Annotated in this window: 18 protein-coding genes; 11 read left to right on the forward strand and 7 right to left on the reverse strand. The window is 62.1% G+C overall.

Annotated elements, in window-relative coordinates:
- The first annotated feature begins 21 nt into the window (after positions 1-21).
- Positions 22-1503 (forward strand): MFS transporter, encoded by a 1482-nt coding sequence (locus ACO07W_RS19560; protein WP_421845308.1) that lies wholly within the window; start codon positions 22-24, stop codon positions 1501-1503.
- Between the two features lie 206 nt (positions 1504-1709).
- On the opposite strand, the gene ACO07W_RS19565 is transcribed toward ACO07W_RS19560, so the two are convergent.
- Positions 1710-3719: a hypothetical protein gene (locus tag ACO07W_RS19565; protein WP_421842728.1), complete on the reverse strand. Its 2010-nt coding sequence runs from the start codon at positions 3717-3719 to the stop codon at positions 1710-1712.
- Positions 3720-3746: 27 nt separating this feature from the next.
- Entirely contained in the window at positions 3747-5201 is a 1455-nt protein-coding gene (locus tag ACO07W_RS19570; RefSeq protein ID WP_421842726.1) for an IS110 family transposase, read from the reverse strand.
- Between the two features lie 253 nt (positions 5202-5454).
- Here ACO07W_RS19570 and ACO07W_RS19575 point away from each other — a divergent pair, with 253 nt between their 5' ends.
- A complete protein-coding gene (locus tag ACO07W_RS19575; RefSeq protein WP_421841682.1) occupies positions 5455-6642 on the forward strand; it encodes an RNA-guided endonuclease InsQ/TnpB family protein in 1188 nt (395 codons plus the stop codon).
- Positions 6643-6724: 82 nt separating this feature from the next.
- On the opposite strand, the gene ACO07W_RS19580 is transcribed toward ACO07W_RS19575, so the two are convergent.
- Together ACO07W_RS19580 and ACO07W_RS19585 are read right to left on the reverse strand one after the other, a co-directional pair.
- Positions 6725-8329, reverse strand: a complete 1605-nt coding sequence (locus ACO07W_RS19580) for a glycosyltransferase family 39 protein (protein ID WP_421846120.1) — start codon at positions 8327-8329, stop codon at positions 6725-6727.
- A 106-nt stretch (positions 8330-8435) separates the two neighbouring features.
- Positions 8436-8588, reverse strand: coding sequence for a hypothetical protein (locus ACO07W_RS19585; protein WP_421845309.1), 153 nt, complete (start codon positions 8586-8588; stop codon positions 8436-8438).
- Between the two features lie 60 nt (positions 8589-8648).
- Between ACO07W_RS19585 and ACO07W_RS19590 the strand changes: the two genes are divergently transcribed.
- Complete coding sequence (locus tag ACO07W_RS19590; protein WP_421845310.1) at positions 8649-9092, forward strand: universal stress protein; 444 nt, start codon at positions 8649-8651, stop codon at positions 9090-9092.
- A 34-nt stretch (positions 9093-9126) separates the two neighbouring features.
- Here the strand turns inward: ACO07W_RS19590 and ACO07W_RS19595 are convergent, their stop codons facing one another.
- Positions 9127-9825 carry an MBL fold metallo-hydrolase gene (locus ACO07W_RS19595; protein WP_421845311.1) on the reverse strand — a complete coding sequence of 233 codons (699 nt, stop codon included), beginning with the start codon at positions 9823-9825 and terminating at the stop codon, positions 9127-9129.
- A gap of 565 nt (positions 9826-10390) precedes the next feature.
- On the opposite strand from ACO07W_RS19595, the gene uvrA reads away from it, so the two are divergent.
- Complete coding sequence (uvrA, locus tag ACO07W_RS19600; protein ID WP_421845312.1) at positions 10391-13315, forward strand: excinuclease ABC subunit UvrA; 2925 nt, start codon at positions 10391-10393, stop codon at positions 13313-13315.
- Positions 13316-13898: 583 nt separating this feature from the next.
- The gene (locus tag ACO07W_RS19605; protein ID WP_421845313.1) at positions 13899-15245 is read left to right on the forward strand and encodes a hypothetical protein; all 1347 of its coding nucleotides are present in this window, start codon (positions 13899-13901) and stop codon (positions 15243-15245) included.
- 166 nt (positions 15246-15411) lie between these two features.
- On the opposite strand, the gene lysX is transcribed toward ACO07W_RS19605, so the two are convergent.
- Positions 15412-18678 (reverse strand): bifunctional lysylphosphatidylglycerol synthetase/lysine--tRNA ligase LysX, encoded by a 3267-nt coding sequence (gene lysX, locus ACO07W_RS19610; RefSeq protein ID WP_421846121.1) that lies wholly within the window; start codon positions 18676-18678, stop codon positions 15412-15414.
- Between the two features lie 472 nt (positions 18679-19150).
- Between lysX and infC the strand changes: the two genes are divergently transcribed.
- The 4 genes from infC (at position 19151) to ACO07W_RS19630 (ending at position 21336) form a co-directional block, all read left to right on the forward strand.
- Positions 19151-19750 (forward strand): translation initiation factor IF-3, encoded by a 600-nt coding sequence (gene infC / locus ACO07W_RS19615; RefSeq protein WP_421846122.1) that lies wholly within the window; start codon positions 19151-19153, stop codon positions 19748-19750.
- Positions 19751-19799: 49 nt separating this feature from the next.
- Positions 19800-19994: a 50S ribosomal protein L35 gene (gene rpmI, locus ACO07W_RS19620; RefSeq protein WP_421845314.1), complete on the forward strand. Its 195-nt coding sequence runs from the start codon at positions 19800-19802 to the stop codon at positions 19992-19994.
- Positions 19995-20063: 69 nt separating this feature from the next.
- Entirely contained in the window at positions 20064-20453 is a 390-nt protein-coding gene (gene rplT / locus ACO07W_RS19625) for a 50S ribosomal protein L20 (RefSeq protein ID WP_421845315.1), read from the forward strand.
- Positions 20454-20490: 37 nt separating this feature from the next.
- Complete coding sequence (locus tag ACO07W_RS19630; protein WP_421846123.1) at positions 20491-21336, forward strand: TrmH family RNA methyltransferase; 846 nt, start codon at positions 20491-20493, stop codon at positions 21334-21336.
- Positions 21337-21349: 13 nt separating this feature from the next.
- Here the strand turns inward: ACO07W_RS19630 and ACO07W_RS19635 are convergent, their stop codons facing one another.
- Entirely contained in the window at positions 21350-22405 is a 1056-nt protein-coding gene (locus ACO07W_RS19635) for an oxygenase MpaB family protein (RefSeq protein WP_421845316.1), read from the reverse strand.
- A 205-nt stretch (positions 22406-22610) separates the two neighbouring features.
- Here ACO07W_RS19635 and ACO07W_RS19640 point away from each other — a divergent pair, with 205 nt between their 5' ends.
- The gene (locus ACO07W_RS19640) at positions 22611-23534 is read left to right on the forward strand and encodes an adenylate/guanylate cyclase domain-containing protein (protein ID WP_421846124.1); all 924 of its coding nucleotides are present in this window, start codon (positions 22611-22613) and stop codon (positions 23532-23534) included.
- A 6-nt stretch (positions 23535-23540) separates the two neighbouring features.
- Positions 23541-24335, forward strand: coding sequence for a rhomboid-like protein (locus tag ACO07W_RS19645; RefSeq protein WP_421845317.1), 795 nt, complete (start codon positions 23541-23543; stop codon positions 24333-24335).
- Positions 24336-24360 lie beyond the last annotated feature (25 nt).

Consider the following 24360-nt stretch of genomic DNA (forward strand, 5'->3'; position numbering starts at 1 on the left):
ATTAGCTCATACGGTTGAACCGTGACCGAAGTTGCCAACGATACGGGCAGTTGGCGCAACCTGCTCGGTAACTATCTAGGGACGTCCGTCGTGCTGGCCGGTGGCGTCGCGCTTTACGCCACTAACGAGTTTCTGACCATCAGCCTGCTCCCCAGCACGGTCGCCGAAATCGGCGGGAGCCGCCTCTACGCTTGGGTGACGACGCTCTATCTGGTCGGGTCCGTCGTCTCCGCGACCACAGTCAATTCGATGTTGCTGCGCGTTGGGGCGCGCTGGGCGTATCTGACCGGCCTGGCGGTCTTCGCTGTCTCCAGTCTCGTGTGTGCGCTGGCGCCAAGTATGGAGGTCTTAGTCGTTGGACGTACCTTGCAGGGCGTGGCCGGCGGCCTGTTGGCAGGCCTGGGCTACGCACTTATTAACTCTGCTCTGCCCAAGGCTTTGTGGACCCGCGGTTCGGCATTGGTATCAGCGATGTGGGGGGTCGCTACTTTGGTCGGACCATCGACGGGTGGGCTTTTTGCGCAATTCGGCTTGTGGCGGTGGGCATTTGGCGTAATGGTGATCTTGGCGGCGCTGATGGCCACAGTCGTTCCGGTCGCGATGGCCGGCAACTGCGTCGCCGCGAGCCACCCGAGACCAGGAGCGAAGGTGCCGGTGCGGTCGTTGCTGCTGATGGGTGCCGCCGCACTGGCAGTCAGCGTTGCCGAACTCCCGCGCCATCCGGCGGCGACCGCTGGATTGCTAGCTGCTGGCGGGCTGTTGGTGGCAGCGTTTGTTCTGGTCGATTGGCGGACGTCGACACCGGTGTTGCCGCCGAGTGTATTCGGCCCCGGGCGCCTGAAGTGGATTTATCTCAGCTTGGCGCTACTTATGGCGGCGGCCATGATCGACACGTATGTGCCACTGTTTGGTCAACGATTGGGGCACTTGACCCCGGTGGCGGCTGGCTTTCTGGGCGCGGCCCTGGCAGTCGGCTGGACGGTCAGTGAGGTCGTCAGCGCATCGCTGAGCAGTCGACGAGTGATCGGGCTTGTGGTTGGGGCCGCGCCCATGGTGATGGCGTCGGGGTTGGCGCTGGGTGCCGTTTCCCAGCGCGCAGACGCATCGGTCGGCATTGTCGGGCTTTGGGCGTTCGCGCTGCTGATTGCCGGAACGGGTATAGGGATGGCCTGGCCGCATTTGTCGGCCGGTGCGATGGAATCGGTCGGAGACCCGGCTGAGGGCAGTGTTGCGGCGGCTGCGGTAAACACTGTTCAGCTGATTGCGGCGGCCTTTGGTGCCGGCTTGGCCGGCGTCGTGGTCAACACGACCAAAGGAGGCGAAACGGTGGCGGCTCGCTGGTTATACGCGGTATTCACCGCGTTGGCTGCAATCGGGGTGATCGCTTCTTACCCGAAAATTCGTAGCGCGGGAAAGCCCCGCATCTTTAGTGCGGGGATGGAGCGCATCAATTTTGTTTCCGGGGTGGCCACTGCCTGGGGTCGCGGCGTGGCCGCCGCTTGAGTTCCTAACAGGAGTCAAGGCTTGGGGGCTGGGCATGTTGTTGGCCGGTTTGGGGTGTTGGCGGGTGTGAGAGGGGCCCGTTTGGTGGTCTAGACCTGCTGGACCCGATATCGTGGACCAGCCAACAGCGCAGTGGATTGCCGTCGAGCGGTCCTATTCGGGTCGTGGCTGTTCTGGGATGACGACTTTTGGGTGTGCGGAGACTTTTAGGGGTGTGTGGTGTTGAAGAATCGTTGTGCGAGGTTGTCATCGAGGTGACCTATTTGGGTATCGGCGAGGTCGAGATAGTCCAGGGCTCGTATGGCTGCGTCGATCATGCGGCGATGAATCTTCCTCAGCTGGGTCAGCGTTTCCTGGGAAGCTGCCGCGGTCTGCCCCGCCGCGTTCGCCGCTAGCCGATCTTGTTCCTGACCAATGAGATCTAGCGCTGACTCCGATTTTGAAACGATCTGCCGTAAACTACCCACGCCATCGGCGATACCAACATGGTCATAGACCACTACACCGGCCGCCTCGGGTGGGTGCGCAGCAGCCTCGTACTGATCGGCTAGACTTCGATACTGCTGGCCGCGCTCCCGCAAATCCGACACTTGCTGGCGAAATCCACGAGATCGGTTCTCGAGTTCGTCAGCGGCCTGCCGGTTTGTCGCCGCATACAACTCCTGCCTACGTGCATGCCCGGCAAAAGTCTCGGCCCGCTGTTGGTGCTCTCGTGCCTGCTCCTCGTTCGCCTGCGCGTCTAGGCGGTGTTGTTCTGCCTCTTGGCTGTTGTGTTGAGCTTGCTGCTCCAATTCCTGGGCTTGCGTTTTGTGACTCTCGGTTTGCTGCCGGTGGTACTGTGCCTGCCCTTCATCCTCGTGAACTTGCCGCTCTAAATCCTGGGCTTGTTTCCGGTGCCATTGCGCGTCCTCTTCGGCATCCTCGGCTTCTTGCCGATGCCATTGCGCACTCGACTCGGCATCCTGGGCTTGTTGCCGGTGCCATTGCGCGTCCTCTTCGGCATCCTCGGCTTGCTGCTGATGCCGCCACTGCACATCCTCTTCGGCATCCTGGGCTTGCCGTTCGAAGTCCTGGGCTTGTTCGTGGGCACGCTGCGCCTTCAAGCGGTGGTGTTCTGCCTCTTGGCTGTTGTGTTGAGCTTGCTGCTCCAATTCCTGGGCTTGTTCGTGGGCACGCTGCGCCTTCAGGCGGTGGTGTTCTGCCTCTTGGCTGTTGTGTTGAGCTTGCTGCTCCAATTCCTGGGCTTGCGTTTTGTGACTCTCGGTTTGCTGCCGGTGGTACTGTGCCTGCTCCTCATCCTCGTGAACTGCCCGTTCAAAGTGTTCTACGCTCTGTTGGTCCTGTAGCGCATCGTCCCGGTGCTCTTGTTCTAAATCATGTTGGCGCTGTTGTGCCTGCCGAAATCGCTGAGCACGTTGTTGGTTGTCTTGTGCGCTTTGTCGATGAGAGGACGCCTGCCGTTCCGAGTTCTCCACCACCGATTGGTGGTGGACTACCCGTTCCTGGTGATATTCGGCGTAGTCACGAAGTGCTTGTGCGGATCGGGCGGCGTCATCGTGCGACAGTTGTGCCACCGGACGCTCAGCAGGTGGTGGTAGTTGGTCGGCATGCTCGAATTGCTGTTCTTGGGCCCAGCCCCGGAGCCCTTCGGCGCGGTCATGGTGTTGTTGGGCTTGAGCTTGCGCCCAGTGTTGTTGGCGCAGGTGATCGGCGGTTTGTTGTTGGTGTTCTAGGCCGCGAATCGAGCCCAACCGTTGACTTGGGGGCTCAAAATCGATGCGGTCGGGTGGATCAAATGGTGAGGGTCTATCCAGGTCGAAGAGGTCACGCTCGATGCCGGCCTTATCGGCCGGATCGGTTAAAAGCCGTTCGATTGGGATGTCGGTGGGATTGTCTGCGAAGGTTTCTTGGGCGGAGTCGAGGGCTTCTCGGGGATCGCGCGCTGGGGCCTGCTGTTGCCAGGCCATGGCTTCATGAACACGGGCTTGGTTGTTGTAGCGTTGGGCTTGCAGATCGTGATATTCGGGGCCGAGGCCGTGCGGTGGTGGTTCATAGGGTGGGGGGCCCGGTTCGGACGGTGGGCCAGGTTCGGCAGGCCGCCACGGTTGAGTATCCCAAAATCCTTGCGGTGGCGGCGAGTATGGCGGTGGGGGGTCATCGAAGTGTTCATCGCCGCCACCCCAGAGCCCAGAAGGCCCAGCATCTGGCGCGGTCACCTTCTGCCCCTCACCGGCACACGCTTCCTAGGCTCCTACCATCGCTTTCGGGCGGGGCTTCCGTGATTGTGTCTTGACCTGTGATTTTAGCGGTTTTCGGCCGATCGGGTCTTGTGGTGTTGAGATTGGGGCGCTCGGCGACTCTTGCTGTCGGCCTGTTGTGTTTTTTCGGTGTTGGGATTGGCGGGTGTTGGCGGCTTTGATGCGGGTGTGTTTGTCGACGGTGTGGTGGGTGCGCACGATGCGGCGTCCTTGTTCGGCGGTGATGGGTTGGCCGTTGGTGTCGCAAAGCGTGTAGTGCTGGCCGGTGCGCCAGCAGGTGGCGATGCGGGTCAGCAAGGTAGTGGCGATGTGGCAGATCGCGGAGTCGTGGTGGCGTTCGGTGGCCATGAGTCGTTTGTATTTCGCAGCGAGGTGGGGGTCGGTTTTACGGGCCTGGTCAGCAGCGGTGAACAGGGCTTCACGCAGCAGCGGGTCGCCGGCTTTGGTCAGCCCGTGTTGGTGATGGGTTTGTCCGGACTGGCTGAGCTTGGGGACCAGCCCGGAGTAGGCGCGGATCGCGGCCAGGGAGTGGAAGCGGTGTGGGTCCCCGATACGCCCGGCGATCACTGCACTGGTGACCGGCCCGACACCGGGGGCCGAGGCGATAAGTCCGGTGGGGTCGGCCTCGGCGTAGAGATTGGCGCAGCGCTCGTCGAGATCGTCGATCTGCTCGGTCAGGATTTGGGCTTGTTCGGCCTCCACCGCGATATCAGCGGCCAGCTCGGCGAAATCGATGCGGGCTTCGGCGCCGCATCCCCACAACTGCAACGATTCGCGGGCTGCGGTCAACAGCAAGCTGGCCTGGTGGTCGCGCCAAGCGCCGCGGGAGTGGCGGATCAAAAACCGGGTCAGCCGCCCGTGTCCGAGACGGATCAAACTATGTGGGTCGCCGTAGCGGGCCAACAGCGCCAGTGTGGCCTTGCCGTAGGTGGAACCCAAAGCGTCGTACCAGGCCGGGCCCAACAACTCGAGCAGGGCATCAAGGCGCTGAAAGACCGCGGTGCGGCGCTTAACGATCGAGGAACGGATCTTGACGATTCGCCGCAGCGGTTCGGCGGGGCCGTCGCTGGTGTGGTCGCGGAGCCCTTCGGGGTGCAGCAGCGGCAGCCGGGCTAGCAGTTTGGAGTCTAGGTGGTCGTTTTTGGTGTGTTTGGCATAGTAAGCGCGCAAATCCGCGGACTGGGTGGTGGGAACCATCGAGACACGGGCTCCATGGTGGCGAAACCAGGACGCGACCGGCGCCCACGCGTTACGGGTCGGCTCCATCACCACACGCACCATGTCGTGCTCGCCCAGGGTGATCTCCTTCCAGAGTTTGTCGAGTTCGCCGGGCCGGGTAAAGAACCTCTTGCCGGTCCACACAAACGTCCCATCCGGACGGGCCAGCGATGCCTGGTGCGCAGCCCGACACGCCAAATCGACACCCAAAACCAGTTCCATACACGTCCTTTCAGCTGATACCAGGGGACTCCGGTCCAAGACAGACGGCATAGCCCAAACATTCCTTAAGCAGAAGTCCGCTATCGAGCGGCTTCAAGTTCCCGAACAGAGACACCAGCCGGTCTTAAGACCGTGCCCGCAGACGACCACTCAACACTCAGAAATCACCCGAGGGCGTTCCAGTCGGTGGCCTCGGCCGCCCACGAGCACACACAAACCCTAAATGTCGGTGCCCGGCACTATCGTGACTGGTATGAGTGCCGGGGCTGGTGAGGATGCGGGTAGCGGCAAAGCCCGCTACACCTACCGGCTGCGCATGTCGGGCGTCGCCGAAAAGGCTCTCCTGGTCGAGTGGGATCGCTGCCGCTGGGTGTGGAACCAGTGTGTCGCAGAATCGAAAAAAGCGCATCAGGCAGGCCAGACCTGCGGATACGCGGAACTCGACAAGCAACTAACTGGCTGGCGCCAACAGCAGGATTGGCTGGCCGCTGGATCGGCGGTACCGCATCAACAAACCGTGCGTGACTTCGCGAAATCGCGGGCAAAAGCGCTCAAGGACATCCGGAACCGGCTGCCGATGCGAGCCCGTGCTGGATTCCCCACATTCAAGAAGAAGCAACTCGCCGCGCCCACCCTCAACTACAACCGCAACGCCTTCCGGCTCGTAGACCGGGTGCTGTTTTTGGCGAAAGGTGTTGTGGTGCGGCCGGTGTGGTCGCGGGAGCTGCCTACTGCGCCGTCGAGTGTGCGCGTCTACCGCGACAGTCTGGGGCACTGGTATGCCTCGTTTGTGGTGAAAGCCCAAGCCGAGCCGCTACCAGTCACGGGCCGGGTAGTTGGTATCGACTGGGGTGTGAAGGCTATAGCTACCACCACCAGCGCTGAGCATGATTTGGCGCACCCGCAGCACGGTAAAACCGGATCCGACAAGCTGGCCCGCTATCAGCGGGCCATGGCGCGACGGCGCCCCGGAAAAGGGAAGCCAGGTAGTCGGCGCTACCGGGCGGCTAAAAGGTTGGCGGCCAAGGCGCACAAGAAGGTTGCGCGTCAACGCCAGCAGGACGCACGAATGTGGGCGAAAAACCTGGTCAATGATTTCGATGCGGTAGCAGTCGAGGACTTCAAGCCAAAGTTTTTGGCGAAGTCGACGATGGCGCGTAAGGCCGCCGATGCGGGTATCCGTATCGCGAAAACAGAACTTGTGAACATGGCGGGCAAGCATGGCCGTTGTGTTGTGATGGTGGACCCGAAGTACACCAGCACCGACTGCGGACAGTGCGGGGCAAGAGCCACGCACCGCCTGCCGCTGTCGCAACGCATCTACACCTGTGCCACGTGCGGCACAGTCGCGGACAGGGATCGAAACGCGGCGCAGGTGGTTTTAAACCGGGCAGGGCTGAACCCCGGCGGCGTAGACGGTGTAAGACCCGACGCGGCGTAGCTGCGCTAGGCAACCCGAGCTGCGGAATCCCCCGCATTTATGCGGGGGAGCAGTCAACGGGCAACACATCGCAAGCCATAACTCACCGCGTCGACTTGACGACCTGTGAATAGTGGAATTGCCACCGCTCTACGATGCGGAAGCCGAGGTACTGCGGGAAGTGATATACCGGAGTCCGCCCGAAAGCGGATCCCGGCGGCAACGTTTGTCCGACCTGATGGTCGGGCAACGAAGCGTCTCGGCTAGAGATGGTCCACAATGCAGGACATTTGTTGATCTTGGCGGTCGCGAGCCACACAGCCACGTGGCCATCCCACAGAGCGCCGACCGAGGGTCCGTAGGAGCCACGTTCGACGTCGATCATCGTGCGAAAGGCTCCCGGCCGGGTGGCCAACAGGGCACGGATCGGCCCGGGCCTCCAGCGCACGGTGTTGTCCACCAGCAGACAGTCTCCGGAGTTGGCGTGGACGCTGATGAGGTCGGCGACCTGGCTGTAGTCCCAACCCTCTTTTGCGTAGGGCCCGCGTTGGGTAAAGAGATAATTCGGAAACGCGGCGATAGCAAAGAGCGCTACGAGCACGGCCGCACCGGCTCGCGGCCATGGCTTGCGGGTGATGGTGACAATGCAGACCGCGAGGACCACAGCGGCGGCGGGAGCGGTGAAGATCAAGTAGCGCGGGTAGTAGATCGGTTCGATGACCGCTGAGTAGATCAGAACCACAGCGTTCGGAATGACGATCCACACAGCGCCGGCTAGTAACAGCCGGCGGTCATCGGCAACGGTCACGTGGGCTCGGGCTAGCCGAACGAAGATCGCGGCCGCAACGACGACGCCAGCCAGAATCGCGAACGCAACGCTGTGGTCGAAGTACTGTCGATGCACCACATCGAGCACGATGTTGCGGCTGAGCCCGGCGATCCACTTGACCTGCCAAACCTGGCTGTGCGCGAAGATGATGAATGGCGTCATGGCCGCGAGCGCAATCACCGAACTCATTGACCACCAAAGCACCGGGGACTTTCTGGATTTCGCGGGTGCCAGCAGCGGCAGCATCGCTGCGTGGACCAGAACCATCAGCGCCAAATTGATGTTGGCCAGTATCGACAGCATCAACATCAGCGCATACAGCAGCCACAAGCCTGGTCGATGGCGCCGCACCGCGGCGACGAGCAAAACAGTCAGCCATACAGCAGCCGCCACCGCCAGGGCAGAGGAGCGTGCTTCGATCCCAGCCCATGTCACTCGCGGCAGCATGGCGAAGACGACACCCGCACACAGCGTCGTGGTGCGCCCCTCCGGTGACGGGGCCAACTGCCTGGTGAAAACGACGACGCCGGCGGCTGCCGCCCCGACAGCCAGACAGCTGGGAACCCGCGACCAGAATTCCGTCGGTGGGAAGACGGCGAACCAGCCATGCATCACTAGGTAGTAAAGGCCGTGCACCGCGTCGATATGTCCGAGCAGCCGCCACAGCTCTGGCAATGTCCGGCTTGCCGACGCTGAGATCGTCGCACCCTCGTCGAACCACAGCGATGGTCTGCTGGCCCAGGCGCCACTAATCGCGATGGCAAGTGCGGCGATTGCCAGCGGGTCGAACAACCGGCCGCGGACGCGCGGGCGTGCAGGCCCGTCTGCGACGGCCTGTTGATCCGCCCCAGCGTGCTGCTCAAGGATCGACACCGACATGATGTCTGTCACTGTAGGATCCCTTCGATGAAGCTTCTCACCAACGTGCCTGTATTCGGGCTGGTAGCCGCCTCCGAGGCGTCAGCCTAGGCCGCTGGCGCCCCGTCTACTGCAGCCGGAAGGCTTTGTGCAACAAGGCATTCTCTGTAAAATTTAGGTGTTTGACGGAGCTGTCGTCGGCGATATCGTCGGTGAGCTCGCCGACGCGAGGCAAATGCAGTCTGCGCCACGTCGATGCTGTGTGGTTAATCTGGCCCATTTGTATACCGCAACCCGATACTGTCTTGGGTTGGCGTAGCAACCAACACTTGGAGGGTAAATGAGCGCCTATCGGACCGTGGTAGTAGGGACCGACGGCTCGGATTCGTCGATGCGCGCAGTGGATCGGGCGGCTCGTATCGCCGGCTCGGACGCGAAGTTGATAGTTGCGTCGGCTTATCTACCCCAGCAGGACGACTCACGGGCCGTCGATGCACTGAAGAACGAAAGCTACAAAGTGTCGGGCACTGGGCCGATCTACGACATCCTGCATGATGCCAGAGAGCGCGCGCATATCGCTGGCGCCAAAGATGTTGAAGAACGCCCCATTGAAGGTGCGCCAGTGGATGCGCTTGTGCAGCTCGCTGAGCAGGAAAACGCCGATCTGTTGGTTGTCGGCAACGTCGGCCTGAGCACAATCGCGGGCCGCCTACTGGGATCGGTGCCGGCCAACGTTTCGCGTCGGGCCAAGGTCGATGTACTGATCGTGCACACCACGAGCTGACCGCTCTGAGCCCGGCCGCCAGCCAGGCGTGGGTCTACCAGCCGCGGTCACGCCATTCACGGAGGTTAGGGCGCTCAGTACCAAGGTCTGTGTCGTCTCCGTGGCCGGGGTAGATGACCGTGGAGTCTGGGTACACGTCGAACACCCGCGTGGTCACGTCGTCGAGCAGCTGACGGAAGTCGCCAGGTTGCCATGTCTTGCCGACCCCTCCCGGAAACAGACAGTCGCCGGTGAACAAATGCGTGATCCCTCCGGCGTCGGGGCGTCCCGCCGGTCCGCCGAGTGCCAGCGCGATTGAGCCGGGGGTGTGCCCGCGCAGGTGGATAACGTCGAATGTCAGGTCGCCGATTTGAACGGTGTCACCGTTGGCCAGCAAGCGATCGGGTTTGACTGGCAATGGCTTGGCGTCGATCTCGTGCGCGGCGGTGGGCGCCCCGGTGGCCGCAACGACGGCTTCCAGTGCCTGCCAATGGTCGGGGTGCTGATGGCTGGTAACAATCAGCGACAACGTGGGCGCGTAGCGCCGGACCAGTTCGATAAGGATCTCAGCGTCGTTGGCGGCGTCGATCAGCAGTGTTTCTCCGGTCGCTGAACATGTCACCAGATAGGCGTTGTTGTCCATCGGGCCTACTGACGCCTTCAGGATCGTGGCTCCGGGCAGGACGCGGCGAGCCACGGTTCCCGGTTCGACGTGTCCGGTGTAGTCGTCGCTGGGCGCGTTCGGAGCAGTCATAGCGGCCACGTTACTGGTCGGCGACGGAGCAATGATTGAGGCCCGTGAAGACTTGCGGTCAGCTGGAGTCTCTGTGGGGGTACCCGGCGAACGCCTGGTGTTTGGCTGGCGCCAGGTGGGGGAATCGTCGCCGACGCCGCGATACGTGAGCTGCAGGAAGTCGCTCAACATGTGCAAGCTAACCTGAACGCCCTTCGCCATGCCGGATTGCAGCTGACCGATGGGGCGTCCGGGGCCTCGGCAGAGGTATCCGAGAGCAGGCTTTTGCAGCTAGAACGTATCAACCAACGAATCATCGAAGCCGTTAGAGACGCCTTGCGCGAACTGGGCGTGGCCCACCACGAAATGGCCGGTCTAGAACAACAGAACGCCGCCGGATACAACTAGCCCGCACCGGCGCGGGTCCCTGTCGGATGCCAGATGGATCCAGCGTGCAAGCCAGTCTGTAACTTCTGGGAAGATCCTGGCAGAGAATGCTTGTCGGTATGGGCGCATAGCATGGAATACAGTCTGTGCGATGACTTGTCTGTCATAGGAGTCACCGAAATTTTGGGGAGGGGCAGCGTTGGCTGACCGCCTGATCATCAAGGGTGCACGTGAGCACAACTTGCGCAGTGTCGATCTCGACCTGCCACGGGACGCGCTGATCGTCTTCACCGGGCTCTCCGGATCGGGCAAGTCTTCGCTGGCCTTCGACACCATCTTCGCCGAGGGGCAGCGGCGTTATGTCGAATCGCTGTCGGCGTACGCTCGCCAATTCCTCGGTCAGATGGACAAACCGGACGTCGACTTCATCGAGGGGCTATCGCCTGCGGTATCTATCGACCAGAAGTCGACCAACCGCAACCCACGCTCGACGGTTGGCACTATCACCGAGGTGTACGACTACCTGCGGCTACTTTACGCACGCGCTGGTACGCCGCATTGCCCGATCTGTGGTGAGCGAATTGCACGCCAGACGCCGCAGCAGATTGTGGATCAAGTGCTGGCGATGCCGGAGGGCACCCGGTTCCTGGTGCTCGCCCCAGTGGTACGGACGCGTAAGGGCGAGTTTGCTGACCTGTTCGAAAAGCTTAACGCGCAGGGTTATAGCCGAGTGCGAGTGGACTCGGTAGTGCATTCGCTGACAGATCCTCCGAAGTTGAAAAAGCAAGAAAAGCATGACATCGAAGTAGTTGTTGACCGTCTCACCGTGAAGGCCACAGCCAAACAACGTCTCACTGATTCGGTCGAAACCGCTCTGAATCTGGCTGACGGTATTGTGGTGCTGGAGTTTCCCGACGAAAAAGGGCACGACCAGCAGGGCCATTCCAGTGAGCAGCGGTTCTCCGAGAAGCTGGCGTGTCCCAACGGGCACGCCTTAGCAGTGGACGATCTGGAGCCGCGGTCTTTCTCGTTCAACTCGCCCTACGGTGCATGCCCCGAATGCGCCGGCCTGGGAATCCGCAAGGAGGTGGATCCCGACCTGGTGGTGCCTGACCCGGATCGCACGCTGGCTGATGGCGCGGTGGCGCCATGGTCGACTGGGCACAGCGCCGAGTACTTCACCCGGATGATGGCAGGGCTTGGTGACGCGTTGGGTTTCGACGTCAACACACCATGGCGGAAGCTGCCGGCCAAGGCGCGCAAGGCGATTCTTGAGGGCGCCGACGAGCAAGTGCACGTGCGGTACCGCAATCGCTACGGACGGACCCGGTCGTACTACGCCGATTTTGAGGGTGTGCTTGCGTTTCTGCAACGCAGGATGGCCCAGACTGAGTCGGAGCAGATGAAGGAACGCTACGAGGGCTTCATGCGCGACGTGCCGTGCCCAGTGTGTGAGGGCACCCGGCTTAAGCCCGAGATTCTGGCGGTGATGCTGGCAGCAGGGGAGCAGGGCTCGAAATCCATCGCCGAAGTTTGCGAATTGTCAATCGCGGAATGCGCTGCGTTTCTCAACGCGCTGACTCTAGGTGCACGCGAACAAGCGATCGCTGGGCAGGTACTCAAGGAAATACAATCCCGGCTTGGTTTTCTGCTCGATGTCGGGCTGGAGTACCTGTCCCTTTCCCGCGCGGCGGCTACCTTGTCGGGCGGCGAGGCGCAACGTATCCGGTTGGCTACCCAGATCGGCGCCGGACTGGTAGGTGTGCTTTACGTACTCGACGAACCCTCCATCGGACTGCATCAGCGTGATAACCGTCGCCTTATCGAAACCCTCACCCACCTCAGGGATTTGGGAAATACTTTGATTGTTGTCGAGCACGATGAGGACACCATCGCCCATGCGGACTGGGTGGTCGACATCGGCCCTGGGGCTGGCGAACACGGTGGCCGCATCGTGCACAGCGGTCCGTACAACGAGCTGGTGCGTAACAAGAAGTCGGTCACCGGCGCCTACCTCTCGAACAGACAGCGGATCGAAATTCCTACGATGCGGCGCCCCATCGATCGAGGGCGTCAACTTACTGTCATCGGAGCGCGCGAGCACAATCTGCGCGGTATCGACGTGTCTTTTCCGCTCGGTCTGCTGACCTCGGTCACAGGTGTGTCCGGCTCCGGCAAGTCGACGCTGGTCAACGACATCCTGGCTGCGGTGCTGGCCAACAGGCTCAACGGCGCCCGCCAGGTGCCAGGACGACACACTCGGGTTACCGGGCTCGATCACCTGGACAAGCTGGTGCGGGTGGACCAGTCGCCGATCGGCCGAACCCCGCGATCCAACCCGGCCACCTACACCGGGGTCTTCGACAAGATCCGCAGCTTGTTCGCTGCTACCACCGAGGCAAAGGTCCGTGGTTATCAACCGGGCCGTTTTTCGTTCAACGTCAAGGGTGGTCGTTGCGAGGCGTGCACGGGCGACGGAACCATCAAGATCGAGATGAATTTCTTGCCTGATGTGTATGTGCCGTGTGAAGTGTGCCAAGGCGCGCGCTACAACAGAGAAACCCTCGAGGTGCACTACAAAGGCAAAACCATCGCAGAGGTGCTGGATCTGTCGATCGAAGACGCCGCGGAGTTCTTCGAGCCGATTACCGGCATCCACCGCTACCTGCGCACCTTGGTCGATGTCGGGCTCGGCTACGTTCGGCTCGGCCAGCCCGCGCCGACGCTGTCCGGTGGTGAGGCGCAGCGGGTCAAGCTAGCCGCGGAGTTGCAGAAGCGCTCGACCGGGCGCACCATCTACGTCCTCGACGAACCGACTACTGGTTTGCATTTCGACGACATCAGAAAGCTGCTTAACGTCATCGGCGGCCTTGTCGACAAAGGCAATACGGTGGTCGTTATTGAACACAACCTGGATGTGATCAAGACGTCCGACTGGATTATCGACATGGGCCCGGAGGGTGGCTCCGGCGGCGGAACGGTTGTTGCAGAAGGTGCTCCGGAGGACGTCGCCATTGTTCCCGAGAGCTACACCGGGAAGTTTCTTGCCGAAGTTTTCGATAGCAGTAATACAAGGAGCGGCGCGACGCGGCGGTCCAGCGGCCGACGAAAAGTCAGTGCTTGAGCACACTGTTACCGCAACACAAATACCAGGCTTGGGTGGTATTGAGATGTCGCTCGTGCCCGGCCGGAGTGTGCATAGGCCGTCGCACTATCGCTGCGCGTCGGCTTAGCTAGTAAGTCGACGTAAATCGCGCGCTGGAAAAGATTATGCCAAGCGGCTTGCTGGTCGGCGTCTTGTCCTTTCCAATACTGCGTGTTTTCCGGTAACACCGCACCAATCCGCGGGTAAGCACGTCCAGGGAAACCGCGTAGCGCGGCAACAGCCGTGAAATATGTCAATTATTTACGCATATTGGCCTAGGGTTACCGCGCACATTACGGCTAGTTTGCCTCTAGTTCGACGGCGCTGTTGCCGGATGAACGTCATCTCCGGATCAACCCGAGTAGCTCTGATGATTGCTGTGAGTTCGACCTGAAAGGCGCGAGGTGAACGCTCCCGATAATGACCACACCAGCTTGCATGCGGGACGCCGACACCGACAAACCCGATGCTTGAACGCTCCGGCGACCGTGAATTCCTGGGATAACTTGCCTGGGTATTGGCAGCTACCCACTGGGCCTACAGCACAGTGGGGGAGTCGATTATGACGCTACCTAACGGAGATCCTCGCGGAGTGCCTCGGCACGGGCCAGTGGCTGATGAGGCGTTTGGTGGGGATTTGCCGCGTCATGTCCCGCCGCCGCCGGATCCGGACATGCCGGTGTTTCCTGCTCCGGTGCGTCTGGATGATCTGTCTGCTGCTGATGATCTGGTTGGGCAGTATCGTGCCGGTTTTGACGAGCACGCGGGTGTGCATGCTCAACGCGCTGGTCAGTTTGCACAAGAAAGTGCTGATGTTGACCGGCGCGCTCGGATTGTTGGTGACCAAGCCCTCGACTACCAACGACAAGCCCAGCAGGCCGGCGCGCTAGCAGACCTGCACGAAAACTGGCAGCAGCACGCCCAGGAGGCCGAACAGCAAGCCCAGCAGGCCCAAGACGAAGCACAAGAGGCGCTGCAGAACGCGGAGGACTCCGAAGCCGACCTGCGGGACGCCGAGCAGACCGTCCGGGTGGCCGAGGAGAACGCACGGGAGGCCCAAGAAGCGGCGGACTTCTACCAGCAAAAATCGCAGGAGGCCGAGCAGCGAGCGCGGGTATCTGCCGGCGCGGAAGCGCAAAAGGCTTTAGCGGACAAGGAGTTCTACGAGCAGCAAGTTCAAGAGGCCCAGCAACAGGTTCAACAGGCGCAGGACGAAGCGCGGGAAGCCCAGGCCGAAGCGCAGTCCGCCAAGGAGGACGGGGAGTTCTACCAGCAGCAAAGGCAGAATGCTGAGGAGAGGGCTCGGGTGGCTGGGCAGCGTGCGCGGGAGTTGCGGGAGCAGTCGCCGGAGGATCATCGGCGAGACGCCCAGCATTTTCGTAAGCGGGCTCAGCGGTTGGGTGGTGATCAAGCGCTGCAGCTGGATAGTGATCAGCCGCCCCGGTTGGGTGGGATGGCCGGTGAGGCCACCACGCATGCCCATGATTTGTGGTCTGTTGGGCGTCAGGCACGGCTGGGGCGAGATGAGGAGCTGCGTCGTGAGCATGCCTATCGGCTCCTGGGTGGGCATTTCGCTGTCCCGCCGCCACCGCCGATCGGCGGGGTCGACGCTGATGAGGGGCGTCTGGTTTATGACCATGGCGCTATTGATGCTGGGGTGCGTGAGATGCAGCAGGTCGCTGCTCGGGCTCAGGCCAATCTGGATGCCGCTCGCCAGGCGCGGTTGCGGCTCCAAGACGCCGGGGCAGGGCAGGCCGCAGACGCGACCCAGGCCAAGCTATTGATGATCGAGAGGGTCAACCGGCGCCTGGTCGTGGCCGTCAAAGCGACACTGCGTGACCTCGGTGCGGTCAACCACGATATGGCCGCCCTCGACCAACAAGTAGCCGCCCAATACCCCGTGACTTAAGATCTGGCTTCTCTGAGAAAGCCCACAACGGCGAGTCGGGTCTCGCTGCTGTGTCCGGCAGTGCTGTGTTGGTGCGGTCGGGTGGGCTCCTTACGGCGCACCCGGGTCGATGACCGACTGCTCAAGTCTGCCGCCGGCTGCCTAGTCGGTGGCGTGCGCCTTCCGACTAATGCGGCTTGGCCAGCGGAAAGGGCAGAGTCTCGCGGATGCTTCGGCCGGTGATCAGCATGACTACCCGATCGACGCCCATGCCAAGGCCACCGGTGGGCGGCATGGCGTATTCCATCGCCTGTAGGAAGTCCTCATCGAGCTGCATAGCCTCGGGATCTCCGCCGGCCGCCAGTAGCGACTGCTCGAGCAGGCGGCGCCGCTGTTCCACCGGGTCGGTGAGTTCGCTGTAGGCGGTGCCCAGTTCGACTCCCCACGCCACCAGGTCCCAACGTTCGGCCAGTCCGCTCGTGCGGCGATGCGGTCGGGTCAGCGGCGACACCGACGTCGGGAAATCGATGTAGAACGTGGGCTGCTCGGTGCGGCCCTCCACCAGGTGCTCGTAGAGCTCCAGAACCATGGCGCCAGCATCCCAATTCGCCCGATAGGGGATGTGAGCGGCGTCGGAGAGCTTGCGCAGGGTAGCCACGTCGGTGTCGGCGTGCACGTGCTCGCCAAGGGCCTCGGAGACGGCGTCGTGCACCGTTTTGACCGGCCATACTCCGGAGATATCCACCGGCTCAAGGTGGTCTCCTTTGCCGGGGCGCATCGCTGTCAGCGTGCCATGTGCAGCACGGGCGGCGTTCTGGATCAGCTCGCGGCAGCCGTCTATCCACACCATGTAGTCGGCGTGCGCCTGATATGCCTCCAATAGGGTGAACTCCGGATTGTGGCTGAAGTCGACACCCTCGTTGCGGAAGGCGCGGCCGAGTTCAAAAACCCGTTCTACCCCGCCGACGCACAATCGCTTCAGGTAGAGCTCAGGGGCGATTCGTAAGAACAGGTCCATCGAATAGGTGTTGATGTGGGTGACGAACGGCCGCGCGGTGGCGCCGCCGTGCACCTGCTGCAGGATCGGAGTCTCGACCTCGACGAATCCCTTCGCGAAGAGCGTTTCCCGTAACGCGCGCAAGACGTCGCTGCGGGCGGCGATCAGCTGACGAGAATTGGTGTTGATCGCGAGGTCGACATAGCGTGTCCGGACTCGGGCTTCAGGATCTGTCAACCCGGTCCACTTGTTGGGCAGCGGCCGCAGGCACTTACCGATCAACCGCCACGTGCTGACGATCAACGATCGGGTTCCGGTGTTGCTCAAACCCATGTGCCCGGTGGTTTCCACTAGATCACCGAGATCGATTGCCGCGTTGAAGTCCGCGGCGCGGCCCTGCGTCAGGCGCGAATTATCCAGCAGCACCTGGATCTCGCCGGACCAGTCACGCAGCTGGGCGAATAACACGCCACCGAAATTTCGTACTCGCAATATGCGTCCAGACACCGAAATGGGTGACGCATCGCGGTTCTCGGATGCTAGGGCGGCAGCAACGGTGTGGCTGGGCGACTGGCCCACTGGATAGGCGTCGACGCCGCTCTTGCGCAGCTTCTTTAGCTTGGCCAGGCGAACCCGTACCTGCTCGGGCAAGTGGGGCCGGATCTCGTCGGGGTCGACCAGGCTTTCTTCTCTCAGCCTGCTGACGTCTGGCGCCGAGCCGTCAGCATGCAGCAGGCCGGTGGCTACCAAAGTAGGCGGCACCGCGGACCGATGGCCGGTGTGTTCTTCCTTGGGCTGGCTGAATGGCAGTACAAGAAAACCTTCGGCGATCACCGAGGCAACGCCAACCCGGGGTATTAATCGTGCGTCCTCATAGCACGCGTACCGGGGCACCCATTCGGGTTGGTACTTCATGTTTGAGCGGTAGAGCGTTTCGAGTTGCCACCACCGTGAGAAAAACAGCAGCAGGCCGCGCCACAAACGTGCAACTGGACCGGCGCCGAGCTGGGCGCCCTGCTCGAAGGCGGATCGAAACATCGCGAAGTTCAACGAGATACGACTGATACCAAGGCCCTGACCGTGCAGGGCCAGTTCGCTGACCATCAATTCGATGGTGCCGTTGGGTGATTGCGGCGAACGGCGCATCACATCCAGCGAGACGCCGGTAGCTCCCCACGGCACCAGCGACAGCAGGGCCACCACGTGGTTGTCTGGGTCAACAGCTTCTACCAGCAGACAATCGGAGTCAGCGGCGTCGCCGAGTCGGCCCAATGCCATCGAGAAGCCGCGTTCGGATTCGGTGTCGCGCCAGGCATCTGTGCGCGCAATGGTCTGTGCCATGTCGTCGGCCGAGAGGTCGCGGTGCCGCCGGATACGCACTGTGAGCCCAGCTCTGCGGGCTCGGGTCACCGCCTGGCGCACTCCACGCATCTCCGGACCGGACAGCGTGAAATCGGAGGTCCGCAGGATGGCCTCATCGCCGAGCACCAGAGCGTTAAGGCCCGCTTCGCGATATGCCTTGGCGCCCTGGGAGCTGGCGCCCATGACGCCCGGCGCCCACCCGAAGGCCTGGCACAAATTCAGCCAGGCGTGCACGGCCTGCGGCCAGGCTCTGGAATCTCCGACTGGGTCGCCGCTGGCCAGACACACACCGACTTCAACACGGTAGGTGATGGCAGCGCGCCCGCTGGGTGCGAAGATCACCGATTTGTCGCGGCGGGTGGCAAAGTAGCCAAGTGAGTCGTTCTTTCCGTACAACTCGAGCAACCCGCGGATAGCCGACTCGTCCTCTCCGGTCAGTGCGTTGTCGGCTCGTTGAGATTGGAAAAGAACGATGGCGGCCGCGATCAATGCGAAAGCGCCCAACAGGCCGAGGATGGAGTTGACGAAGACGTGTGGTCTGCCAGCGAACAGATGAGGGTCGGCGAGGGCGAATCCAACGACCCGGTTTACCACGTACAACAACCGGTGTTGGCGCGCTAGCGAGCCGGGGAACAGTTGGACTAGCGCCCAGGACGCGAGGATTCCGATCGCCCAGCCGACGACCAGCACCGTGGTGGCTTTGAACAGCGCGGCTTTGCGGACCTTGGCCCAGAACTCCCGATAGCTAAGCAGGAGAAGGACAGTCGCAACGACATGCACGGCGAACCCGAGGTTTTCGCCGAGGGTCTGCGCCGCCGTGTTGCCGCCTGTGGCGATATCGACGGCATTGACGACGGCGGAAAGGACCATGTTGCCGAGCAGCAGCAACCAGGCGATGCGCTTGCGCGCGGTTAGTGCGGCTGCCAGCAATGCCAGCACGAAAGACCAGGCGACGCTGGTGTCTGGGAAATTGAACAAGTACGCGTTGATGAACTCCCGTGGAACTTTGATAACCCACCGGATCAGGGGAGACACGCTTGCCAACAGCGACAGGGTAGCGATGACTCCGACGATCCATCCGGCGGCCGCGGGCACCCAGTGATAGCGGGAGTTCAGCCTGCCTTGCGAGCTGGTCTGGATCCTTGTGAGCGTCACAGAGCGCGAGGATATTCGTTAATACTGGGAAAATCTTGGCGAAGCGGCGACTCCGTGTCGCCACGCTGGTGTTCGCAGGGCCCCCGTGCTAGCGGCTCGTTGCTGAGTTGGCGGGTCATGGCTGTTAGACTGACTCCCGCGACCATCCCGGCGAAGGCCAGGGACAGCAAGTGGAGTCCAACTCCCACCGCCAGCTACGAGATTTCACGGCTGCGCGGTCCGGTCACAGGCATCGTGACGTGCCTGTTCTGCGCTTCGCGCAGGCGGCTTGAGAGAGTTTTGAGCCGCGGTCGGTCGGCATTGGGCCCTGCTTAGGCAGGGCTTTTTGTTGGTGGTTTGGTGTTCCCGCTCCTGATTCCCGCGGCGTCGTCGCACCGGTCGCGACTGGAAACTTGCCAACGAGGGAGGCCCCATCAGCACTGAGACCCGCGTCAATGAGCGTATCCGCGTACCTGAGGTCCGATTGATCGGTCCGGGGGGGGAGCAGGTAGGCATCGTGCGTATCGAAGACGCACTACGCGTCGCCGCGGACGCCGATCTCGACCTTGTCGAAGTTGCCCCAAACGCCAGACCGCCGGTCTGCAAGATCATGGACTACGGCAAGTACAAATACGAGACGGCGCAAAAGGCGCGCGAATCCCGCAAGAACCAGCAACAGACCGTGGTCAAAGAACAAAAGCTGCGGCCAAAGATCGACGATCATGACTACGAGACCAAGAAAGGTCACGTCGTACGCTTCCTAGAGGCGGGGTCGAAGGTCAAGGTCACTATCATGTTCCGCGGGCGCGAGCAGTCGCGGCCCGAGCTGGGCTATCGATTGCTGCAGCGGCTGGGCGCCGATGTGGCCGATTACGGATTCGTTGAAACGTCCGCAAAGCAGGACGGGCGCAACATGACGATGGTACTGGCTCCGCACCGTGGGGCGAAGACTCGCGCCAGGGCGCGGCATCAGGATGAACCCGAAGCCGGGTCGGTGCCCCATCGCCATCCCGCCAGCGACACCAAATCCTGACCGTCAGACCCGACTGCGACAACAGCAGAACCCGAGAAATAGAGGAAACATGCCCAAGGCCAAGCCCCACAGTGGGGCATCGAAGCGATTCCGGCGTACTGGCACCGGGAAGATTGTCCGCCAGAAAGCCAACCGGCGACATCTGCTCGAACACAAGTCGTCGCGCCGTACGCGGCGGCTGGACGGCCGCACGGCGGTATCAGCCAACGATACGAAGCGGATCAACTCGCTGTTAAACGGCTGAACGACCCGCGCCAACACAAGCCGTCGCCGGCACCAGACCACCGACGTCCGAACGAGAATAGGAACATCCATGGCACGCGTAAAGCGGGCAGTCAACGCCCACAAGAAGCGACGCACCGTCCTGAAGGCTTCAAAAGGTTATCGCGGCCAGCGATCCCGGCTCTACCGTAAAGCCAAAGAACAACAACTTCACTCATTGACATATGCTTACCGCGACCGTCGGGCGCGTAAGGGAGAGTTCCGCAAGTTGTGGATCTCTCGGATCAATGCGGCTGCGCGCGCCAACGACCTTACCTATAACCGGCTAATCCAGGGCTTGAAGGCCGCCGGCGTCGAAGTCGACCGCAAGAACCTCGCCGATATTGCGATCGCGGATCCGGCGGCGTTCACCGCACTTGTCGACGTAGCTCGGGCTGCCCTCCCACACGACGTGAACGCGCCGTCCGGCGAGGCGGCCTAGCCCGCAGCGACAGTACTGACCGGGGAGGAGCCGGGTTATCGCGGCTAGTTCGGGCTCCGGCCGACAGGGTTACGTCCTCACCGAACGCTCGGCCCAGGTCGTTGCGGCGGTAAAGCTAAAACGCCAGGTGGGGCGGCGTCGTGCTCGACAATTTCTCGCCGAAGGAGCCAATCTGGTCGAGGCTGCGTCGGCGCGTGGTCTGGTTCGCGACATATTTGTTACCGAACTCGCACGGACACGGCATGAGCCCTTGCTGACTTCTTTGGCTGCAGCCCAACATGGGCTGATTCATCTGGTGACGGAGCGCGCCGCCAAAGCTCTGTCTGACACAGTTACTCCAGTTGGGTTGGTCGCCGTCTGCGATATGCCGGCGACCCGGCTCAAGGATGTGCTGACTGACTCACCTGAGCTGATCGTCGTGGCTGTGGCGATTAGTGAACCGGGTAATGCGGGCACGATCATTCGCATCGCGGACGCCATGGGCGCTGCAGCTGTGATTCTGGCCGGGCACAGCGTCGACCCGTACAACGGCAAATGTTTGCGTGCCTCGGCCGGCAGTTTCTTTTCGATCCCGATCGTCGTTGCGCCCGAGACGCACACCACCATCACCGCCCTGCACGGCGCCGGGCTGCAGGTGCTAGCTACCGCAGTGGACGGTGAAACGCCGCTGAGCGCGGACGACCAGCTGCTCCGTAAGTCCACTGCTTGGCTGTTCGGCCCCGAATCACACGGTCTGCCAGCCGAAGTATTGGATGCGTCAGACTACCGGGTGCGCATCCCGATGGCTGGTGGGGCGGAGAGTCTGAACGTTGCCGCCGCTGCCGCGATCTGTCTGTATCAAAGCGCGCGGGCGTTGGGTTGCCTCACCAAACAAGGCGGCTAGATCCTGGCCGACACTACGCGACGCGACGGCGGACCCGTTGCGGTCGCAGGCCGGCCAGCGAGAGCGTGGTGTGCACGAGCGAACCTGCGCGTTCCATTATGGCCCGCGCTGGGTCAAAAGCGGAGCGGCGTGACGATGGTGAGCCGCTCGGAAAATAGTGCATCGGCAGCCCGTGTCGATCCCGAGGTGGTGCCATAAACTCGGGTGCTTCGACCAGGGGCGCGTCGTGCCGCGTTCGTCCCTCGGCGCGGCGATAGGCGGCTAGTGCCCGCGGGTGCAGGCGGATTTCGTCGGGTACTGCCAAGAACGCGAGTTCGACGATTTTGCCGAATACGCGCAACAACACCTCATCGCCCGGTGTCCAGTGCATATGCGCTTTCTCCCGGATGGCTGGATCGAACAGCCCGGCCGCGATCCAGCGTTGACCGGCTACCAACGGTCTAAACAACTGGTCCCAGACGGAGGTGGGCATGAGAACGAACCTCGGCTTGGGAATACGCATGTGGAAGATGTCAAGCGTGGCCTGATTGATCTCGAGTTCGTCTCGGCAGACTCGGGCCCAGTACGCCTGAAAGTCCTCCCACGAATCGGGTACGGGCCGCATGCTCATCCCGTACATCCGGTACCACCGCACGTGCTCGTCGAAGAGCTGGTGCTTCTCTGCCTCGGTCAAGCCCCCACAAAAATACTCGGCTACGTTGATGACCAGCATGAAAAAGGTCGCGTGGGCCCAGTAGAACGTTTCTGGATTCAGCGCATGGTATCGACGTCCAGCGCTGTCGACTCCCTTGATCGTGCGGTGATAGCCCTTGACCTGCCGGCCGGTCTGCGCCGCTCGCTCACCGTCGTAAACGACACCCATAATCGGGTACACCGAGCGGGCTACACGCTGCAACGGTTCGCGCAGCAGGATCGAATGCTCCTCGACCCCAGCGCCCAATTCGGGGTACATGTTCTGGATTGCACCGATCCACACGCCCATCATCGCGGTGCGTAGGTCGCCGAAGTATCTCCAGGTCAGCGAATCGGGCCCAAGCGGGTCATCTGATGTCGTCGATGTGACAGTCATCACGGCCTCCGTGCGCGAAATGTGGGCTCACGATAACCGTTGACAACGTTCATTGTCCACGATTTGAGGAGATGGCAGCCGAAGGTGTTATCAAGTCTCCACTTGATCGCCTGTACTCCTGTGACCAGTACGTTTGATGCGCGCTGTGACAGACACAACGCAGTTGTCGTTGCCTGGCTTAGGCCAAACCGCCTACTCTTGCGAGGTGGAGGTCGGCCCTGGGGATGCGGATTCCGGCCTGTCCGAAGAGGCGGCTGCAGTGGTGGCAGGGGAGCTTCCGCGGCGACGTTCTCCGGGTTCTGCGACCCAGTGGCTGCGCGAGACCAACCGCAGTCCAGGTCTGGTCTCGTTCATCCGCCGGGCGCGGCGGTTCTTGCCCGGCGATCCAGAGTTCGGTGACCCCCTGTCTACGGCGGGCGAAGGTGGTCCGCGTGCCGCGGCGCGGGCCGCTGATCGGGTGCTGGGGGATCGCGACGCGGCGTCGCGCGAGGTAAGTCTGGGTGTATTACAGGTGTGGCAGGCCCTGACCGAGGCTGTTTCCCGGCGGCCGGCGCATTCAGAAGTGACGCTGGTGTTCACTGACTTGGTGGGCTTTTCTGCCTGGTCGCTGAAGGCTGGCGATGACGCAGCCCTGACGCTGTTGCGCCAGGTGGCTCGGGCCGTCGAGTCGCCCCTACTGGACGCCGGCGGACATATCGTCAAGCGAATGGGCGACGGGCTCATGGCGGTATTCCGAGATCCGGCCGTCGCGGTGCGGGCCGCCCTAGCCGCCCAGGAGGCTGTGAAATTGGTTGAGGTGGAAGGCTATACACCGCGAATGCGGGTCGGCATCCATACCGGTCGGCCGCAGCGCCTAGCTGCCGACTGGCTCGGTGTGGACGTCAACATTGCCGCTCGTGTGATGGAGCGCGCGACCAGGGGCGGGGTTATGATATCGAGCCCCAGTTTGCAGTTGATCCCACAGAGCGAGTTGGACGAATTGGGCGTTGTCGCCAGGCGTGCACGTAAACCCCTATTTTCGGGAAAAGTCACCGGGATTCCGCCGGATTTGATGATTTATCGCCTCAAAGCTGACAGAGGTCTGTCAGCTACCGGCAATCCAAACCCGACAAGTCTTGATGAAGATTAGAACGCGATGATTTTCGGCGTCTTGTCCCGGTTTGGTCGTGTCCGGGTGACGATGGGCTACCTGGCGGCGCTTAGCTCTGCCAGTGCGTTGTTCCTGTTGCTTGGCCCCGAGGTTCAACAGCACCTGAGCCGGGACCCGGGCACAGACTTGTATAGCTTCCCGGGTGAGTACCTGGGGGACCTGTGGCACAGTGCTTTCCTTATCGGCGAAGGTTCGCCATTTATCTGGTTGCCGTGCTTAGCGTGTCTGCTAGCCCTAGCGGAACTGCACTTTCGCAGTCTCCGGCTTACGGTTGTTTTTGCCGTCGGTCATGTGGGGTCGATGCTGCTGGTGGCGGCGGGTCTTGCCGCAGCGGTCGGGCGTGATTGGTCGCCAATGTTCGTTACCCACGCCAGCGACCTGGGGCTGAGCTACGGTGCGCTGGCCGTCCTCGGTGCGCTTACCGCGGCAATTTCGCGGCGCTGGCGGCCGGCTTGGGCTGGTTGGTGGGTGTCGGCGGGGCTCGCAACTGCGGTTACGGGCGGTGATATTAGTGCTGTCGGCTACGTCATATCGCTCTTGCTAGGCATGCTCGTGACTATGCGATTCAGCAGTTCGGTCCGCTGGAATCCGATTCGTTACATGTTGCTCGTGGTGTCGTCAGGGTTTGGTTTCGCGGTCCTGGCTCCGAGCGTCTGGACGTCGGCGAGCGGGATCGTTTTTGGCATGCTGGGCGCTCTGGTGGTTCATCGGTTAGCCCGCCGAACCCTTTTGCGGGGTGCGCCCGCGCTGACTGCCGCTTGGTCGGTGCTACGCGTCTGAGCGTTTCACCTATGATCGGCACTTG

This window comes from Mycobacterium sp. (assembly GCF_965230835.1).
In the GTDB taxonomy this organism is placed as follows: Bacteria; Actinomycetota; Actinomycetes; order Mycobacteriales; family Mycobacteriaceae; genus Mycobacterium.

Coding starts and splice junctions, on each gene's coding strand:
- ACO07W_RS19570 (WP_421842726.1), bottom strand. CDS start 5,201: ATGGAACTGGTTTTGGGTGTCGATTTGGCGTGTCGGGCTGCGCACCAG.
- ACO07W_RS19575 (WP_421841682.1), top strand. CDS start 5,455: ATGAGTGCCGGGGCTGGTGAGGATGCGGGTAGCGGCAAAGCCCGCTAC.
- ACO07W_RS19580 (WP_421846120.1), bottom strand. CDS start 8,329: ATGTCGGTGTCGATCCTTGAGCAGCACGCTGGGGCGGATCAACAGGCC.
- ACO07W_RS19585 (WP_421845309.1), bottom strand. CDS start 8,588: ATGGGCCAGATTAACCACACAGCATCGACGTGGCGCAGACTGCATTTG.
- ACO07W_RS19590 (WP_421845310.1), top strand. CDS start 8,649: ATGAGCGCCTATCGGACCGTGGTAGTAGGGACCGACGGCTCGGATTCG.
- ACO07W_RS19595 (WP_421845311.1), bottom strand. CDS start 9,825: ATGACTGCTCCGAACGCGCCCAGCGACGACTACACCGGACACGTCGAA.
- ACO07W_RS19605 (WP_421845313.1), top strand. CDS start 13,899: ATGACGCTACCTAACGGAGATCCTCGCGGAGTGCCTCGGCACGGGCCA.
- rpmI (WP_421845314.1), top strand. CDS start 19,800: ATGCCCAAGGCCAAGCCCCACAGTGGGGCATCGAAGCGATTCCGGCGT.
- rplT (WP_421845315.1), top strand. CDS start 20,064: ATGGCACGCGTAAAGCGGGCAGTCAACGCCCACAAGAAGCGACGCACC.
- ACO07W_RS19635 (WP_421845316.1), bottom strand. CDS start 22,405: ATGACTGTCACATCGACGACATCAGATGACCCGCTTGGGCCCGATTCG.
- ACO07W_RS19645 (WP_421845317.1), top strand. CDS start 23,541: ATGATTTTCGGCGTCTTGTCCCGGTTTGGTCGTGTCCGGGTGACGATG.